Genomic DNA, 19,519 nt, shown 5'->3' on the forward strand with positions numbered 1-19,519 from the left:
AAAATTTAGTGATTTCACATCAATATTAAAAACTTATAAATTATTAAAAAAAATTAAAGTGCTTTAAATCAACTAATTAAATTTATATTTATATTTATTTTAGTACTATGTATTGCATAGTACAATATAAAACATATATCTTTGTATTATGATAGCAGAAAATACGCAAACACAAATGCGGAAGGGAATTCTGGAATACTGTGTTTTATCAATCATCTCACGTGGCGAAATTTACGCTTCGGATATTATTGCCGAATTAAGGACGGCAAAACTATTGGTAGTTGAGGGCACATTATATCCATTATTAACCAGGCTTAAAAACAATGGTTTGTTAAGCTACAACTGGGTAGAATCTACCTCAGGCCCGCCCCGTAAATATTATACCTTAACCCAAGTTGGTAAGGATATTTTATCACAATTAGATCAAACCTGGCAAGAGTTGGCTTATGCTGTAGGTGTTTCACAAAAAGGAGCCAATTCATAAATAGTAAAAAAGAAATGGAAAAGACCATCATCATAAATATTGGGAATACGATTATTCATATTGAAGAAAGTGCCTACGAACTCTTAAAGGTTTATTTAAACGAAGTGAAGCAACATTTCGTTAACCACGCTGACGATTTAGAAATTGTAACGGATATCGAAAATCGAATTGCAGAGTTATTAACAGAGCAATTGGAAGAACAGAAAAAACAAGTGGTTAGCTCGGTTGATGTAAATGCAGTGATTACCCAAATGGGTCGTGTACAGGATTTTGATACGGTAGAAGAAAACGACGAAGAGCCGGTTGCGAATACCAATTATCAGTTTCAGGCTGAGAAAAAGTTATACCGCGATATGGATGAACGGGTGATTGCAGGGGTGTGTGCAGGTATTGCGCACTATGTAAATACCGACGCAAAATGGATTCGTGTAGCGGCTTTGCTTACATTGTTTTTAGGTGGCGCAGGCTTTTTGATTTATGCAATCCTTTGGATTATTATGCCAAAAGCAAAATCACGTATCGAGCGTATGGAAATGAAAGGCGAACCAGCCAACTTGCAAGGTTTTCAAAAGAATTTGGATGAGGAATTGCTAGCCGTTAAACAAGATTTAGCAATTGCTGGTAAGCACACCGGGTCGATATTTGGACAAATTGGCATTTTTATCGGTGAATTTTTCGATTGGTTTGGGCGATTTATTTCTGGAACAGGAAAAATTATTTTTAAGGTTGTAGCAGGTTTTATTGTACTATTTGGAGTCGTATTCTTGCTATCGTTAATTGTAGGTTTTGCCGCATTTCAAGGATTTTGGGATTCGAGTGTATACGAATATTTTCCATTCTCTATTGTAGATGAAAGCAATAGAGGCGTAATCTTATTTAGCGCTTTTATCGTATTTTTTGTACCCATTTTAGCTTTGGTATTGTTTTCTATCCGTGTGGCTTTTAACAAACAGGCTATTAATAAAACACTTTCTTTCGCTTTGTTAATTATTTGGCTGGTTGGTGTAGCAATGGCTGGTTACCACGCAGCTAAAATTTCTTCAGAATTTAAACAGCATGCAGAATTGGCGCAAACTGCCGATTTAAAATCTTATAAAACCTATATAATTGATATTGATAGAAGCAAATATTTTAGTAAGGAAGATAGTGTGACTTACCGTATTGATGCAAACCAAAGAAGACAAATTGTTACCGAAGATTTTGAGAACGGACCTTTTGTAATGCCAAATAACATCCGTATTGATATTGAAAAAAGTGCAACGTTGGCTACCCGCTTAACGCAGAAATATGAATCTCAAGGGAAAACTTTTCAAAGTGCTTTACAAAATGCGCAGAATATCGATTATAAATATGTTTTAAAAGACTCTAATCTTGTTTTCAATCCTCGTTTTCAATTAAGAAAAGGAACCATTTGGAGAAACCAAGAGGTTCGACTAAAACTAGAGATTCCGGTGGGTACAAAGGTGATTCTAAAAGAAGATACTTACCGATACTTAAACAATTATGGAACCTGGGATTGTGGCGAAATTGAAAATGATAAAAACGATTACAGCACATGGAAGATGACCGAAGATGGTTTGAAATGTGTTGCACAATTGAAAGAGGAAGCTATAAAAAATAAAAAGTTGAAGAAGGAACTGATCGATCTGGAATTTGCGCAGAAAGATAGAACTGCAGATAGCCTTTATCAAGATTCAATATCGAACAGGATCAAAGAAGTTAAAGAAGAGCTTGGCCTAAACAATAATTAAACCATCAGCGTTTCAAATCGCCTCAAAAGGCATTAAGAAAAAATCATGAAAAAGTTACTAGTGCTAATGGCATGCCTAATGGTGTGTGGGGTTTCCTTTGCCCAAAATTTCTATATAATAACAGGGAAAATTGTTGATGAAAAAGAGACAGCTTTACCTTTTGCCATCATTAGAGTAATGAACTTTGCAGATACAAGTGTGGTAAAAAGCATTTCCAGCAATCAAGATGGAGATTACGAAATCACCCAGTTAAGGAGTGGAAGTTATCTTTTGTCAGTTTCTATTGTAGGCTATAAAAGTTTAAAAACGGATCGAATTTTATTAACAGCTGATCTAAAAATGCCCAGTATTAAATTGGAAGGTTTAACCAAGCAATTGAAAGAAGTAAGTATTTCAGGTAAAAAACCATTTATTGAGCATCAAATTGATAAAACAGTTTTAAACGTAGAAAATAGTATCACCGCAACTGACGGGACAGCCCTGGACGTTTTGGAGAAAGCACCAGGCGTGCAAATTGATAGGCAAAGTGAACAAATTAAGCTCAACAATAATTCGGGAGTTTTGATTATGATAGATGGAAAAACCAATTTCTTATCAGGGGCAGATGTTACCGCATTGTTGAGCAATATGAGTGCGGAACAAATCTCTACCATAGAATTGATCACCAATCCTTCATCAAAGTATGATGCTGCCGGAAACGCAGGAATTATTAACATCAAACTAAAGAGAAACAAAGCTTATGGTACAAACGGAACAATTTCTTTTAATGGCGGACAAGCATTAATGCCCAATTCGCCAACTGATTTATACCGTGCCGGAGTGAATTTGAATTTAAATCATAGGCAAGGAAAATGGAATGTTTTTGGCAACGGCGCCATGGCCAGAAAATCCAACTTCAATAATATATTCTTAAATCGTACCACTTTAGCCAATGGTTTGGCCAGTTCGCTCACTCAAAATTTCGATCGCAAGAATAAGGGTTTAGGTTTTCAAGGCAAATTGGGTACGGATTATTATGCATCAGAGAAAACTGTTTTCGGCGTAATGCTGGATGCCAATACGGTTAAAACCAAGCTTACCAATTTTAGTAATACAAATATCAATGCAATGCAAAATGGAATATCCACTTTAAGTGCTATTCTGCAAGATGCTTATTCTACTTCGCCAGCCAGCAATTTAACGGCAAATTTTAATATTAAGCACGATTTCGATAAAAATGGGAAGAGCTTAACTTTCGATGCAGATTACTCAGGCTTTAGCAATGAAAAGGAAGAGAACTTTTTGGCTAACTATTTAAATGCCAGTGGAAACTCGGACAATAAAACAACTTTGCGTAATACTACTGATGCAAAAATTAATGTTTACGCCGCTAAAACTGACTTAACGCTTCCACTTTCTAAAACAATGAAAATTGAAACTGGCTTGAAAAGTAGTTATGTGGTAACCAATAATGATTTTTTATCTGAACAATTTTCATCAGGCGTTTGGCAAAATGATTTAGGGAAATCGAACAATTTCGTTTACAAAGAAAATATCAATGCAGCTTATGCCAACTTCTCTAAAGAGTGGAAGGTATGGCAAATTCAGCTTGGTTTAAGAGCCGAACATACACACTCGAACGGAAATTCGATTACGGATAATAAAGAGGTTGACAGAAATTACCTTTCCTTGTTTCCTACTGCATTTGTTAACCAAAAAATCAGCGAAAAGCATAATATTCGTTATTCCTACAGCCGCAGGGTAGATCGTCCTAATTATCAACAGCTCAACCCATTTGTTTTTTATATGGACCCATTAGCTTTGGATCAGGGAAATCCATATTTGAAACCACAATTTACAAATAGCTTCGAAATTAATTATAGCTATAAGGAAGCTTCCTTAACATTGGGTTACTCAGATACACGAGATATGATTACCCAAATTAGTCAGCAAAATGATGAAACCAGGGTGATCAGTGTGATCAGGCAAAACTTAGGTCGTTTCCAGAATTTTTCTGCTGGTGTATATGTACCGATTAAGATTGCTAAATGGTGGAACATGCAAAATAACGCCAGCGTTTATTATAGCAAATTTGAAGATGGCAATCTAGAAGGCGGAGCATACAGCGCAGGCCAGGCAGCAGTAAATTTATACAGCTCCAGTTCTTTTACATTACCCCAAAACTTCAGCATAGAAATTAATTTTTGGTTAAATACGCCGCGTGTTTCTGGTGTAGAGCGAACCACAGTTACGCAATATGCCTTTAACGCTGGGATTCAGAAAAGCATGCTCAATAAAAAACTTAAGCTTAGATTAAATATGGACGATATATTTCTGACGAATTACTGGGCAGGCAGCTTGATTTATCAGAATGTAAACATGACCGTTACCAATCGTTACACCAGCAGAAGAGCGAATTTTAGCATTAGCTATGGTTTCGGAAACCAAAATGTGAAGTCGGCCAGATCAAGAAATACGGCTACCGAGGATATTAAAAACAGAGCTGGTTCTTAGATTGGAGCTTGGAGTTGAGAGTTTGGAGCCCAAAGTAGAAAGTCCACAGTCTTGAGTCTTGCCTGGATTAGCAATTGAACAATTATTAATCAGTAATTAAAACAAATCAACATGAAAATATTATTATACATTACTTCAATTTTATTGGCATCTTTTAGCTTAGGCTGCAAAACGAAGGACGGAAATTTATCCCTGAAAACTGTAGATACCAATACAGGATTTAAGTTTACAGCAAAATTTGATGAAGCTAAAACCCGCCAATTAAACGAATATTTAGACAGTGCATTAAACAATAAACTACCACTCGAGCAAAATATCGATTTGTTAGTGAATTTGAATGGAGAGGATAAATTCAATTTAAAAGCTAACTCTGGATGGCTCGAAATTAACTTCGATAAAAGAAATACCTCTATGGCTGGGTATGTGAAAGTTAAAAAGCTGACAGAAGGAATCCAGGAAATAATGACCAAGAAATAGCTAATTAATCACGTGGCCAGTCAGTCACAGTCTTTTTATATAAATTTCATTTGATGATTGTTATATTGTGCAATTGAACAATGACGATTGATATGAAAAAAATATTTTTTACACTACTGCTCTCACAACTGGTTTTACTTACTGCGTTCAGCCAATCGAAGCCTCCATTTTGGGATGATGTACAGACAATTAAAAAGTACGATAAAATGTTTCAACCGCCGGTTAACCCGGTTTTGTTTGTAGGCAGTTCATCAATTAGAAAATGGGATGATTTAACACAGGTTTTTGCAAAATACAACGCTTTGAACCGTGGTATTGGCGGCGCAGTAACCAACGACATTACTTACTATTTAAACGATATCGTTTTCCCTTACCATCCACGCCAAATTGTATTGTATGTTGGTGAAAATGATCTTCCAGACCCCAAAACTACTGCAGATAGCGTACTCAACAGAACCATAAAATTATTTAACTCCATCAGAGCCAAATTGCCAAACGTGCCCATCGTTTATATCTCGATAAAACCAAGTCCGAGTAGAGATAAATTTAGAGAAAAGGCCGTTGCTTCCAATACACTGATCAAAAAATTTATAAGCGAACAGGTTGATGCCAAATATGTAGATATCTATCCTTTAATGCTTACCAGGGATGGGGAAAACCGTCCTGAATTGTTTGTGGGCGATATGTTGCACATGAATGCTGCGGGTTACGCCATTTGGAAAAAGGCTGTTGAAAAGCATTTGATAAAAAGATAGACGGTTCAAATTCGTACATTTGAAAACATCTTAAAAATCAGATCAGTTAAACATGCCGTTAAAACCGTATTTGCTCATTTTCTTCCTTAGTTTTTTTAGTTTAACCCTTTTCGCACAAAATAAATTTACTTTAAGTGGCACTATTCGCGATGCGAGTTCTGGCGAAACACTTATCGGCGCTACGGTTAAAATTACTGGTGCAACTTCAGCAGGTACGCTAACCAATAATTACGGTTATTTTGCCCTTACTCAACCAGAAGGAATTTATACCGTAACAATAAGCTACACGGGGTTTGCAAGTGTTATAAAAACTATCAATCTGAATAAGGATACAAAAGTTAACGAAGAATTAAAGGATGCAAATGATTTAGCCGAAGTTACGGTGAGTGCCAATAACCGTAAAAATGAAAACGTAAAAAGCGCACAAATGGGTTTAGAGCGTATTGATATGAAATCGTTAAACTCTATTCCTGTTTTATTGGGTGAGAAGGACGTTTTGAAAACTATTCAACTTTTGCCTGGTGTAAAATCCGGAGGCGAAGGAAATACGGGTTTTTATGTTCGTGGAGGTGCTGCCGATCAAAATTTAATTATTTTAGATGAGGCTGTGGTTTACAATTCATCGCACTTATTGGGCTTCTTCTCCACGTTTAACGCCGATGCCATTAAAGATGTAAGTCTATACAAAGGCGGTATGCCAGCGCAATATGGGGGTAGGTTATCGTCGGTTTTAGATGTTAAAATGGACGATGGGAATAACAAGGAATTTAAGTTTCAGGGTGGAATTGGGTTGATCGCTTCGCGATTGAAAGCAGAAGGGCCGATTGTAAAAGATAAAGGTTCATTTATGGTGAGCTTTCGACGAACTTATATTGATTTGTTTTTAAGGGCTTCGCCAGATTCATCGATAAATGGAAGCACTTTGAATTTCTACGATATCAATGCAAAAGCCAATTACAAAATCAACGATAAAAACACCATTTATATCTCAGGTTATTTTGGTAAAGATAATATTGGGGTTAAAGATCTTTTTGAGAATAACTGGGGAAATGTAACCACAACAATCCGTTTAAATCATATTTTTAATGATCGTTTATTTTCCAATACCTCATTAATTTACAATAACTACAATTATACGGTGAGGTTGTTAAATGATGTAACCAATTTCAAGGCGACCTCATTAGTGCGGGATTTCAACTTTAAAGAGGATTTTCAATATTTTAGCAACAAGCACACTTTGCGTTTTGGATTAAATGCCACGCACCACCGAATTTCTCCAATTGACATTACCACCAGTCAGGAATCGCAGGTTAATCCGCTTACGCAAGAAAAACGCTATGGTTTAGAAAGTGCCATATATGTTTCTGATGAATGGGCGGTAACTGAAAAACTGAATTTATTATACGGACTTAGATTGGCTGCATTTTCATTATTAGGGCCGGGTAATTTCGGTAGTTACGATCCTGATGGCAATATTTTATCATCAGATAAAGTAGAAAGTGGTAAGTTTTATAAGAATTATTTAAACCTGGAGCCGCGTTTTTCGTTGAGCTATTTGTTTAATGAAGAAAATTCTGTTAAAGCTTCTTATAACAGAAATACGCAGAATATCCACATTTTAACCAATGCTACATCGAGCTCTCCAACAGATCAATATGTGTTGAGTAGCAATAACATCAAACCAGAAATTGCAGATCAGGTTGCTGTTGGTTATTTCAGAAATTTTGCTGAAAATAACTATGAATTCTCTGGCGAAGTGTATTACAAATGGATGCAAAATCAAATTGATTACAGAGATGCTGCTGAACTGTTGGGCAATTCAAACGTAGAATCAGAACTTTTATATGGAACGGGCAGGGCTTATGGCTTGGAATTGTTCTTTAAAAAGAAGTTTGGAAAGTTGAATGGTTGGGTGGGCTACACATTATCAAGAACGGAAAGAAAGTTTTCAGAGTTGAACAATGGTAATTATTTCCCATCTAGGCAAGATCGTACCCACGATGTATCGTTTGTGGGGATTTATAACTTAAATAAACGCTGGACTTTTTCTTCGAGTTTAATTTACAGCACAGGAAATGCGGTGACTTATCCGGCAGGGAAATACAATGTCGGCGGCCAAACCGTATATTATTACACCCAAAGAAATGCCGGTAGAATGCCCTACAATATGCGGTTAGATTTAAGCGCAACGCTTGAAGGTAGAAATAAAGGCAGATTTCAATCGAGCTGGAATTTTGGCGTGTATAATGCCTCGGGTAGAAAAAATCCTTATTCTGTCGAATTTATTAACGATCCGACTGATCCAAGTAAAACTGTGGCCGAACAAACATCCTTATTCGGTATTATTCCATCGGTAACCTGGAACTTTAAATTTTAAAACCATGAAGAAATTTATTCTATATATAGCTGTTTTGAGTTTATGCTTTATTTCCTGTAAAAAGATTATTGAAGTGGATACCAATAACGCAGCTGCGCAAATTGTAATCGAAGGCAATATTAACGATCAGCTCATTGATCAACAGATCGTGATCACTAAGACTGTTGGCTATGATGAGAAGGGCATTTATCCGAAAGTATCTGGCGCCACTGTTATCGTAACTGATGATAAAGGAAGCAGATATACCTTTATGGAAAAAACGCCAGGCGTTTATGTGCAGGCAATGCGTGGCATTTCTGGTAATACCTATAACTTAAATGTAAGTGTAGAAGGTAAAACTTATACCGCAAGTTCTAAAATGCCAAACCGGGTAAAATTGGATTCGGTAGGCGTGGTAAGCAATTCTTTCTTTGGCAATGAACGTAAAACTGCAGCCGCCTATTTAGTTGATCCTGAAAACGAAACCAATTTTTATCACTTCAATCTTTACGTAAATAATCTATTTTCACGGAGAATATATGTAAATAATGATCGCTTGACTAATGGAAATAAATTGCGCATTCAGCTTTTTTACGAATCGGATGATGATGACGATGATGGGTTGAAGTCTGGAGATAAAATTAGCGTAGAGGCCGAAAGTATTGATTCTAATATTTTTGATTACTGGTATACCTTAAGCCAGCAATCTGGCCGTGGGCCAAATCAAGGCACTACACCTGCTAACCCACCATCAAATATTTCGAATAATGCTTTAGGATATTTCAGCGCACACACCTATCAAAAGCTGAGCATTGAGGTTAAATAATGGCTAATATTTTTTTGCTAAAACACCCATAATTATTTGCTGTTTGATGAGTATGAAAGTATTTATAAGTGGAAACATTGCGCCTATTGCTTTGCAGCAATTGGAAGATCATCATATACAAATTACCCAGTGGAAAGAAACACGACAAATTACGCCTGAAGAGCTAATAGAAGCCTGCAAGGATCAAGATGGGTTTATAAGTGTTGGTCCGAATAAAATTAATGCCGATTTTTTAAATGCCAGCAACCATTTAAAAGTAATAGCACTTCATTCGGTTGGTTTTGATCAGGTTGATGTAGAAACTGCCAAGAAATTAAATATCCCTGTTGGAAACACGCCTGGTGTTTTAAGTGCCGCAACAGCCGAAACTGCTTTTTTATTGATGATAGCGGTATCAAGAAAAGCTTTCTTTTCGTACAGGAAAATTATAGATGGCAAGTGGGAAAAATACGAGCCTTCAACAGAACTGGGTATTGAAATTAGCGGCAAAACGCTTGGTGTTTTTGGTTTAGGTAAAATTGGTTTGGAAATGGCGAGGAAATGCAAAGCCGCATACGGCATGGAGGTGATTTACCATAATCGATCTAGAAATGAGAATGCCGAAAAAGACCTTAATGCCAAATATGTTTCATTCGATGAACTTTTGGAACAAAGTGATGTATTGACCGTTCATACTGCTTTGACGGACGAAACTAAAGGTAAATTTGCGATTGATGTATTCAAGAAAATGAAGCCGAATGCTATTTTTATTAATACAGCTCGGGGCGGCATCCATAATGAAAAAGACTTAATCCAAGCTTTGGAAGAAAAGATTATTTGGGGTGCAGGTTTGGATGTTACCAATCCGGAGCCAATGGATAAAAATAATCCTTTATTATTTATGGAAAGTGTTGCCGTTTTGCCGCATATTGGCTCCGCTACCGAAGAAACCAGAGCGGCAATGGCCGAGTTAATAGTGGAGAATATTCTGGCTGGCCTTAATGGCAAGCAAATTCCTTATCCAATTTATTAGTATTTGTTTTTACTTAAAAGAGTTTGTTGGAAGAGATCTCTCCGCAGTGAAATAATGCGTTCGAGATAACGCCGGTTGTGTTGATTTTTTGGAGAATCATTCTTATCCTTCAAATAATACTTTATTTTAAAGTCATTTTGTATTGATCGCCGTCATTTCGAAATGAGCTTTCGCGATTGAGAAATCCACCTGATATGTATCAGAAGAGATCTCTCCGCAGTGAAAAACTGCGTTCGAGATGACGACAGTTGGTGTTGAATTTTCGAAGAATCACGCTTATCCTTCAAACAATACCTTTACTTCACATTCATTTTGTATTAATCGCCGTCATTTCGAAATGAGCTTTTCGCGATTGAGAAATCTACTTGATATGTATTGGAAGAGATCTCTCCGCAGTGAAAAACTGCGTTCGAGATGACGAAAGTTGGTGTTGAATTTTCGAAGAATCACTCTTATCCTTCAAACAATACCTTTACTTCACATTCATTTTGTATTAATCGCCGTCATTTCAAAATGAGCTTTTCGCGATTGAGAAATCTACATTGTATGTATCGGAAGAGATCTCTCCGCAGTGAAAAACTGCGTTCGAGATGACGACAGTTGGTGTTGAATTTTCGAAGAATCACTCTTACCCTTCAAACAATACCCTTACTTCACATTCATTTTGTATTGATCGCCGTCATTTCGAAATGAGCTTTTCGCGATTGAGAAATCTACTTGATATGTATCGGAAGAGATCTCTCCGCAGTGAAAAACTGCGTTCGAGACGACGACAGTTGGTATTTCAATGTTTTAAAGAAATCATCATAAATGGTCACGAAAATTCGAAAATCTTGAAGCGACAGGTAGAAAGCGCTTCAAGATTCCGATCAAATTATCATGCGAATATTGCTTTTCTACTTCACCAAATATTTCATTACCGATCGACCAATATTTCCGTTGGCGTCAATACCTTCTATAATCACTTTATATTGCCCTTTACCATCGGCGTTGTAAAATTCTACCGAAGAATTTCCAGTGGCATCTGTTACAATTTTTGGATTCCAATAAATAGTGGTGCGCAGATCATTTCTGTTCATGTTTGCCGGTACATCATAACGTGGCGAGTAAAACTGTTTTTCCTTGTTATATCCCTGCGGAGAGAAGGTAAGCTCGTAGTTTTTAGGCAACATATCCAAAAGTTGTGCTTTCGATATCTTTTGTCCTTTCGGTGCTTTTTTCTGATTGATTACGATTACCCCGTTTACATTGTTTGCTCTGTTTACCAAGCCGAGCTCATCTCTTAAAAAGATTTCTATCGATTCTATTTCTGATGCATTTAAGGTATTAATCTGATTCACATCCACATTCATTCCATTGATGAAAATGCCCATTGGCGTTCTGTTTCCTTGATTATAATCTCTGCTCACATAAAAATTATTATCCATATAAGTTACACCAGCCATCATCGTTTGCAAACAGTTAATCAGCAAATTACAGCCTTGTAATCTATCGCCTGTTATCTCATGGTCGGCAATTTGACTTAAACCACTTAAAGCAGGATAATCTTTGTGGCTCACCTTTGGTATTGTAGCCGCTTTAATGGTCACATCTTTTAAAGTGTGTAAATAGGCATACTGCTTTTTACTATTATCTAAGTAAGTGGTTAATGCGCTATCAATATTTAAAACCTCTTCTGCCGCACTAAAATTTCTGGTTAAGGCAGGAGTTGGCGATCCATTTAAACTAATCGTCATGGCTTTATAGTTCACATTATATTTGGCCGAGATGGTTACTTTTGATGAATCATTTAACACCAGATTTTGTATCTTAAAATTACCCACCGGATCTGTAGTCACCTGCGAATTGAAACGCTTATCTGGTATGGTTACCAGTATCGTACCCTTTCTTACAGGAATACCATTATTCATTCTTAAAACACCCGTAAGGTCGATACCCTGTTCAGGCAAGAAGCTGATTTTTGGCAATTTGCTACTTAAAATGTCAGTGTATTTAAACGATCGATATCCTTGGGTAAGCAATAAAACGTCCAGGTCGGCATTTTTCTTCGCATCGGGTGCGTTGAAGTAATAATTTGGTTTTTCAATGTATCCTTTCAGGTCGCTGCTTAAAAGTAAGCCGGTTAAGATCGTTGTAGCCCCATCTTCACTCGAGGGAACTTTGCTCTCATCAACTACCGCAATAGAAAATGTACCTTCTACCGGAGCGCCATCTTTTTTGGCGGCGATATTCACTTTAACTTTTTTCTTAACTCCGGATGTTGGTGTAGGGGTTGATAGTGCAACATTTAATGCATTTTTATTTTGAACGAAAACCAATCTCTCGCTTAAAGGTTTTCCTGCATCTGTAAATAGTGTAAACTGGGCAATTCCCATTGGGAATTTAGATTTCAAAATAGTGGTGCTGTATTCTTTAGATGAAAGTGCAGTTTGGGCACCATAACAAATAACGCCTTTGCTTTGCGCAACCAGGTAAAATTTCTTGCCCTGGTTCTGCTGGAAAAAAGTGTCATTTGAAATAATTTTAACCGCAACATTTTCCGGATTGCTATTATCGATATTTACTAAAATGCCTGATTCGTTAACTGCTGGTAGCGAATAACTTTGTGTCGTTCCATCGGCAAAGGTTACATTGGCTTTGTAAGTTTTTCCACTTTCGGCAAACAAATTAAAGCTTCCCATTCCTAATCTTTGTGCCGTAAATGTGGCAACCTGTTTACCATCATTATCGGTTATGGTACCTTTTGAATTAATCCCCAAACCATCACTTTTAATAGCTTTAAAGGCGACTTTATTGGTTAGGCCCGCAATCAGAGTTCCCGCTTCAGGAAAAAGTTGAAAATCTTTAGTAACGATGGCATTCTCCAGCTGAAAACTATTGCTCACCAGATCTTTCTCTGTAGTATTAATAGCCGTAATCAGCTCACCTTTTTTAAGCTGATATTCGGCTTTTTGATTGGCAGTCATGGCGATGGTCAGGTAGCCGTTCGCATCGGTAGTTCCTCTGCCTTTTGCAATTACTGTAAAGCTTGTTACCACCTGCCAGCTTACGTTTCTATTTGCGTAAGGCTTATTGTTTGCATCTTTAAACTGAATACGGGCGTCAATTTTCTCCAGCTTATCTGTCGAAGTATTCTTGTAAGTGATATGCGTTTTAACTTCTTTGTCTATTGCCTCACCCACGTAAAAAGTTTTGTTGAAATAACTCGGATCGTCGAAATTTAACATCCACATGGTGTAAGCCCGAATATGGTAGTTTCCTTGTTTATAGTTTACCTGATCTAATGGAAAACTTCCGTTTGCCACGCCACCTACAATAGGCAACTTCAAGGTTTGGATAAGCGAATCCTTTTGGTTGATCACATCAACATAAACGATTTTGCTTATGCCCGATAAGAAATTTTGATTTTCCGTTACATAAGCCTTAAACCACACGGTATCGGCAATGGCATAATAAGGCTTATCGAAATGAAGATAAATTTTTTCAGCAGGATAATCGTTTAGAACTTTACTGGTTTTCGCTATTAAAGTATTGATGCTAACGGTATCAGTTTGTGCCGACGAAGATAAATTTAGGAGTGATAAGATTGAAAATATTAAAAACGGTAATCTAAAAATCTTCATGAATTGGAAATTAAATACTAAAAGGTAAATATATCCAATTAAAAATAGAGCACCTAAATTGTATGCATCTTTAACATTTTTTTACATAAAAGAAGTTAGGTCAAAAAAAGGGCATAAAAAAACAAGCTACTTTTAAATAGCTTGTTCTGTTATACCTTTGGATGTGAATTTCTTATTTGTATTCGATTACGAATTCGTTTAAAGGTGTGCGTACTTTTTTCATGTTCACCAACCAGTCTCCGGCTTCGTCTCTATGGCCCAATGGCAATAAAGTTACACTTTTTAATTGTTTTTTATCCAAGCCTAATAATTCATCTAATTCTGCAGCATTAAAGCCTTCCATTGGAGTAGAATCTACTTTTAAAAGGGCAGCTTGAGCAAGTGCGATACCAAAGGCAATGTAAGCTTGTTTAGCAGCGTGGTGAAAGTTTTCTTCTGCTGGTTTCGACAAGATCATCCCTTTCAACTGGTTTTTGTAAGCATCAGTTGTATCTAAAGGTAAACCACGTTCTGTATTCATTCTATCGAACACTTTATCGATACCTTCGTCAGTATAATTTTCTTGCGCTGCAAAAACCAATAGATGTGATGAATCAATAATCTGTGATTGGTTATAAGCAATGGGAGCAATTTTTTCTTTCAATTCTTGATTGGTAATTACAATAACTTTAAACGGCTGCAAGCCCGAAGAAGTTGGTGCCAATAAAGCTGCTTGTATAATTTGATCAACTTTATCTTGTTCTACAGGCTGACCATTCATTTTTTTAACTGCGTAACGCCAGTTTAGTGCATCTATTAAGCTCATGATATTTTCTTTCAATTTTGTGCGTCAAATATCATCATTACAAATTCCTGTTTTGTTGATGTATGGTAAGAAAGCAATCGGTAATAGAAAAGGTGATAAACAAATTTGAGCGTTTATTCGGCAAACTTTAAGTCGCTTCTTACTGGGAAATGATCTGATAACTTCGCTTCGGTGATGTTATAGTTTAACACTTCAAGATTTTTTGAGGTTAAAATATAATCAATTTGAAAGTTGGGGAATTTACCATTGTAAGTTTTGCCCATACCCGATCCTTTTTTAACGAAAGCATTGTTTAAGCCCTCTGTAATTTGAGTAACCACATACGATGCTGGAGTATCATTGAAATCTCCGGCGATTAAATAGGGGGTTTTACATGACGCCATTTCCTTTTTCATCAAATCTACCTGGCCGCTGCGTTTTAGAAACGCACTTTTAAGCATACGCAAAATTCGTTTTGAAGGTTGAAGCTGGGTATTCATTTCTTTAACCTTGTCCAAATATTCGTAATCCTGTTTTTCAAACGAAATAGATTGGAAGTGAACATTGTACACCCGAAGTGTTTTGCCCGAGATATTTAAATCTGCATAGATGCTCATGTTGCCATTGTAACCATCTACGAAAGGGATTTTACCACTACCTACTATCGGATATTTAGTGAAAATAGCCAGCCCGTAAGCCTCGAAGTCGTTTTTATTAGTTGGTACGAAATAGAAATGCTTTAATTTTAAAACCGTTTTTAAGCTATCGATAATATCAAAGTTGCCTTTAAAGCGGGTATAAAATTCCTGGAAACAGATAATATCCGGATTCTCATCTTTCACTACTTTAAGCATCTTTTCTTTTACCGACTCATCATTCTCGCCTCCATAAAGTTTAAAAGTATGTACATTGTAGGTCATCATTCTGATGCTATTCTCTACTTTTTCCGGGCCACCTTTATCGCCGCCAAATGAAAAAGTTGCCTTTAAGGTTTTAAAACCAAAAGCAATAACAATGATGCTTACAATAGCAAAAACCCATTTTTTACTAATGCACCACCAAGCCAAAAAAATGATATGAAAAAATAATACATAGGGATAAGCCAGACCAAAAAATGCAATTAATGCATGTTTGCGTGGATCCATATTGCCGGCAACAGTACCAAGTATTAAAGCAATTGCCAGTAGTACTGCAACAGGTAGTAAAAGTTTATCGAAGAAATTGTATTTCTTTTTCGCCATTAATCTTTGCTTGCTTTAAAAAGTTTTTCTTTCTCTGTAGCAGATAGTTTATCGTAACCTGATGAAGATATTTTATCTAAAATGGCATCAATTTCCTGTTGAGAAACCTCATTAAAAACCGGTTTTCTCGGAGTAGGTTTTTCATTGCGTACAACCTTTAGTTTAGGTTTGCGTTCGAAGATCTTGCTCCAGTCGCTCCCTTTTTGCAAACTTTTAATAAAGATGAAACCCAGAAGTGCGCCTCCGATATGCGCTAAATTCCCTCCTGCATTAGCAGACGATAAGCCTAAAAACGACAACAGGAAATATACAATGGCCACCCATTTTATTTTTACTTCTCCAAAAAGCAAGAGCATAATGCTATAGTTTGGTACCAGTGTAGCCGTGGCCACAATGATAGCCATTACCGCAGCCGAAGAACCAACAACAGTTCTGTTTATTATTCCATCAGCAAAGGCAGGAATGATATTTAACCCGGCGATATAAATTAAAGCGCCAACTAACCCGCCTGCGAGATAAACAAAATGAAATTGACGGGACTTCAAAAAGTTCATAAAGATATTACCAAACCAGAATAAACCAAGCATGTTAAACAGCAGGTGTAGAAAGCCATCATGGAAAAACATGTAGGTGAAAATGGTATAGAATCGGGTTGGCAAAGCGGTAATTTGAGCCGGTACGCCAAAATATTCTCTAATCCAATCTCCAATGATGAAATCGGTTCTGCCTAAAAATAAGAATACAGCAATAATGGCGGTAACCAAAAAGATAATCACGTTTATTCCTATATATAGAAATAGCGGATTGCCCGATTGAAAAATCTTAAACTTTAAATCTTTAACCGTATTATTCATAGTAAGTATAAAAGTTTGTGTTCTTATCTTTCCAAATTTTAACCAGGATGAAGCCGATTAAAGCACCGCCTAAGTGTGCGTAATGTGCAATTGAATCGCCTTCGAAACGACTAACGCCTAAAAATAATTCAACTAAAATATAAAATGGGATGATATATTTGGCTTTAACCGGTACCGGAATAAACATAATATAAAGTTCAGCATTTGGATATAACATTCCAAAAGCTACTAACAACCCGAATACTGCTCCAGATGCTCCTAACATGCCTCCACCGTAAATTTGTCCTATGGTTTGGTAATCTGCCTGACTTTTTATTTGATTTTGCCAGCCTTCGTACAGCGTAAAATGGCCAATAATTTGGTTAACCTCTATGGCTTGAACTGCCCATTGGAGTAATAAAGCGCCCAGGCCAGTTATCAAATAAAATATCAGGAATTTTTTGCCTCCCCAACGCGTTTCCAATAAACTACCGAAGGAGTAAAGCGCAAACATATTAAAGAAAATGTGAGCAATACCACCATGCATAAACATATAAGTGATTACTTGCCAGCCGCCAAATTTGGGAGAGTCAAAATAATAAACCGCTAACATATCTTCCAAATTAATGGTAGAACTTAAAAAATAAGTTCCCACAAAAAAGAGAATGTTAATAATTAGTAGGTTTTTAACTATTGGAGGGATATACAGGTTGTTCATTTATGAATTTATTTGCCCCACCCAACCTCCCCAGAAGGGAGGAGTTTAAAGCGTTATTGTTATGTTTTTCTATTTTCTTTATTCAGGAATCTTTGCTCTTTGTTCCTGGCTCTTTGCTCTTTGCTCCAGGCTCTTTGCTCTTTGTCCCTTGCTCCTTATTCCTTACTCTTCGCCCTTACTTTTCAAACTTTTTATCTAATTCTCCCAAGGTTATGGTTTGAATTACTGGTTTTCCGCTCACGCTAAAATTAGGAGTTTTACAGGCAAAAAGTTCATCAATTAGCGTATTCATTTCTTCCTGGCTTAATGCGGTTCCCGCTTTTATAGCACTGTTTTTTGCCAGGGTTCGAGCCAGGCTATCTCTTTTAGTTAACTTTAATTCCTGCTGAGAGTTTTTAAAACCTTCAATTAGTTGCTCAAATAGCTGTGTTTCATTAATATTGCTGCTTCCTAAATCAACCGGAACACCTTCTACAACCAACGTATTTTTTCCGAATTCACGTACATCGAAGCCTAAACTCTTTATATCGTCCAATAAACTTTTGGCCAGTTCGAAATCGTTGGCGTTAAGGGTAATGGTTTGCGGAAATAAACTTTGTTGCGATGCGCCTTTCCTATCGTCTAAATGTACTAGAAATCGTTCATAAAGAATACGCTCGTGTGCCATTTGTTGATCGATAACCATTAAACCCGATTTAATCTGCGAAACAATGTAACGGTTATGCAATTGCATATATTGCTTTTGCTTCGTTTCAAAAACCGGTTCGTCGTTGTAAAACGATGTTTGTTCGATCACCGGTTGCTCCACCACTTCATAAAGCGAGCCCCAGTTTTTAGCACTCGGTTTTGCTTCATAGTTTCTTGATGAGGTGGCATATCCCGAAGTGGAACTGCTGTCGCTGGCAAAAGGATTAAAATCGGGATTGAAATTAATACTAGGCGGAACAATATCTTCCACTGCTTTTTGCGTAATCATGTTGCTGAAACCCGTTTCCTGATCAAAATCTAAAGTAGGAGAGATGTTATATCTGCCAATAGAACGCTTAACCGCCGATTTCATAATCGCATAAATAGATTTTTCATCTAAATACTTAATCTCCGTTTTGGTAGGGTGAACGTTTACATCAATTTTTGAAGGATCAATTTCAATGAAGAGGACGTATAACGGGTAGCTATCATCTGGCAAAAGATCTTCAAAAGCCGAACTTACAGCGTGATTTAAATACGGATCTTTAATAAATCGATTGTTTACAAAAAAGAATTGCTCGCCACGGGTTTTCTTGGCGAAAGCCGGTTTTCCGATGTAGCCTTTTAAATTAATGATGGTTGTTTCCTCTTCTACAGGAACCAATCGCTCGTTGTAATTATTGCCGAAAATGTGGACAATACGTTGTTTCAAGTTCCCTTTTGGGAGGTTAAAAATTTCTGTTCCGTCATGATGCAAGCTGAAAAATACGGTCGGGTGTGCTAGTGCCACCCTTGTAAATTCATCAATAATATGACGCATTTCTACCGGATTGCTCTTTAAAAAATTACGACGGGCAGGGGTATTGTAAAACAAATTTTTAATGGCAATCTGTGTGCCCGCAGGCGTCGCCACCGGTTCTTGTGCTGTTACTACAGCACCTTCAATAGAAATGCAGGTACCAATTTCGTCTTCATGGCGGCGGGTTTTCATTTCTACCTGAGAAATTGCAGCTATCGAAGCCATCGCTTCGCCACGAAAACCCATTGTACGAATAGCAAATAAATCTTCGGCCTTTTTTACTTTTGAGGTGGCGTGGCGCTCGAAACACATTCTGGCATCGGTAACGCTCATGCCGCAACCATTGTCAACGATCTGAATGAGTGCTTTTCCGGCATCTTTTATCACCAATTGAATTTTATCTGCGCCAGCATCAATTGAATTTTCAAGTAATTCTTTTACAGCAGAAGCAGGTCGTTGAACAACTTCTCCGGCAGCAATTTGATTGGCAACAGCATCAGGCAATAAGTGAATAATATCAGTCATGTATTAGGGCAAAGTGAATTTGCTAAATTATGCAAAATAAGCTTAAGGATTTGGCTTTGTTTAAAACTCAACATGTAAATGACGGTTCGAAAAAGTCCAAAGTCAACAGTCTGAAGTCCTAAGTCTTTTGACTTGAACATCACCTATCAATTGTG

General features: G+C 37.0%; 14 protein-coding genes. 8 read left to right on the forward strand and 6 right to left on the reverse strand.

Annotated features, from left to right (window positions below; all coding sequences use genetic code 11):
• Positions 1-148 precede the first annotated feature (148 nt).
• The 8 genes from ACZZZC_RS04905 to ACZZZC_RS04940 all read left to right on the forward strand — a co-directional run bounded on the left by ACZZZC_RS04905 (position 149) and on the right by ACZZZC_RS04940 (position 10,154).
• Positions 149-484 carry a PadR family transcriptional regulator gene (locus ACZZZC_RS04905; protein WP_056848457.1) on the forward strand — a complete coding sequence of 112 codons (336 nt, stop codon included), beginning with the start codon at positions 149-151 and terminating at the stop codon, positions 482-484.
• 14 nt (positions 485-498) lie between these two features.
• On the forward strand, positions 499-2,235 hold the full coding sequence (locus ACZZZC_RS04910) for a PspC domain-containing protein (protein WP_463486666.1): 1,737 nt from the start codon (positions 499-501) through the stop codon (positions 2,233-2,235).
• Between the two features lie 45 nt (positions 2,236-2,280).
• On the forward strand, positions 2,281-4,728 hold the full coding sequence (locus tag ACZZZC_RS04915) for an outer membrane beta-barrel protein (protein WP_463485082.1): 2,448 nt from the start codon (positions 2,281-2,283) through the stop codon (positions 4,726-4,728).
• A gap of 111 nt (positions 4,729-4,839) precedes the next feature.
• The gene (locus tag ACZZZC_RS04920; RefSeq protein WP_463485083.1) at positions 4,840-5,205 is read left to right on the forward strand and encodes a hypothetical protein; all 366 of its coding nucleotides are present in this window, start codon (positions 4,840-4,842) and stop codon (positions 5,203-5,205) included.
• A 92-nt stretch (positions 5,206-5,297) separates the two neighbouring features.
• Positions 5,298-5,960 carry a GDSL-type esterase/lipase family protein gene (locus ACZZZC_RS04925; protein WP_463485084.1) on the forward strand — a complete coding sequence of 221 codons (663 nt, stop codon included), beginning with the start codon at positions 5,298-5,300 and terminating at the stop codon, positions 5,958-5,960.
• A gap of 52 nt (positions 5,961-6,012) precedes the next feature.
• Positions 6,013-8,337 carry a TonB-dependent receptor gene (locus ACZZZC_RS04930; RefSeq protein ID WP_463486667.1) on the forward strand — a complete coding sequence of 775 codons (2,325 nt, stop codon included), beginning with the start codon at positions 6,013-6,015 and terminating at the stop codon, positions 8,335-8,337.
• Positions 8,338-8,341: 4 nt separating this feature from the next.
• Complete coding sequence (locus ACZZZC_RS04935) at positions 8,342-9,142, forward strand: DUF4249 domain-containing protein (protein WP_463486668.1); 801 nt, start codon at positions 8,342-8,344, stop codon at positions 9,140-9,142.
• A 52-nt stretch (positions 9,143-9,194) separates the two neighbouring features.
• Entirely contained in the window at positions 9,195-10,154 is a 960-nt protein-coding gene (locus ACZZZC_RS04940; RefSeq protein WP_463486669.1) for a 2-hydroxyacid dehydrogenase, read from the forward strand.
• 896 nt (positions 10,155-11,050) lie between these two features.
• Here ACZZZC_RS04940 and ACZZZC_RS04945 read toward each other — a convergent pair.
• The 6 genes from ACZZZC_RS04945 to mutL form a co-directional block, all read right to left on the reverse strand.
• Complete coding sequence (locus tag ACZZZC_RS04945; RefSeq protein WP_463486670.1) at positions 11,051-13,777, reverse strand: carboxypeptidase regulatory-like domain-containing protein; 2,727 nt, start codon at positions 13,775-13,777, stop codon at positions 11,051-11,053.
• Between the two features lie 172 nt (positions 13,778-13,949).
• Entirely contained in the window at positions 13,950-14,582 is a 633-nt protein-coding gene (locus ACZZZC_RS04950; protein ID WP_056848465.1) for an NAD(P)H-dependent oxidoreductase, read from the reverse strand.
• Positions 14,583-14,695: 113 nt separating this feature from the next.
• Positions 14,696-15,802 carry an endonuclease/exonuclease/phosphatase family protein gene (locus tag ACZZZC_RS04955; protein WP_463486671.1) on the reverse strand — a complete coding sequence of 369 codons (1,107 nt, stop codon included), beginning with the start codon at positions 15,800-15,802 and terminating at the stop codon, positions 14,696-14,698.
• A complete protein-coding gene (locus ACZZZC_RS04960) occupies positions 15,802-16,656 on the reverse strand; it encodes a rhomboid family intramembrane serine protease (RefSeq protein WP_463485090.1) in 855 nt (284 codons plus the stop codon). Before ACZZZC_RS04960 ends, ACZZZC_RS04955 begins: the two co-directional genes overlap by 1 nt.
• Positions 16,649-17,353: a rhomboid family intramembrane serine protease gene (locus ACZZZC_RS04965; RefSeq protein ID WP_056848468.1), complete on the reverse strand. Its 705-nt coding sequence runs from the start codon at positions 17,351-17,353 to the stop codon at positions 16,649-16,651. Before ACZZZC_RS04965 ends, ACZZZC_RS04960 begins: the two co-directional genes overlap by 8 nt.
• A 175-nt stretch (positions 17,354-17,528) precedes the next feature.
• Positions 17,529-19,364 (reverse strand): DNA mismatch repair endonuclease MutL, encoded by a 1,836-nt coding sequence (gene mutL / locus ACZZZC_RS04970; protein WP_463485091.1) that lies wholly within the window; start codon positions 19,362-19,364, stop codon positions 17,529-17,531.
• Positions 19,365-19,519 lie beyond the last annotated feature (155 nt).

The organism is Pedobacter sp. AC212, from assembly GCF_979258625.1.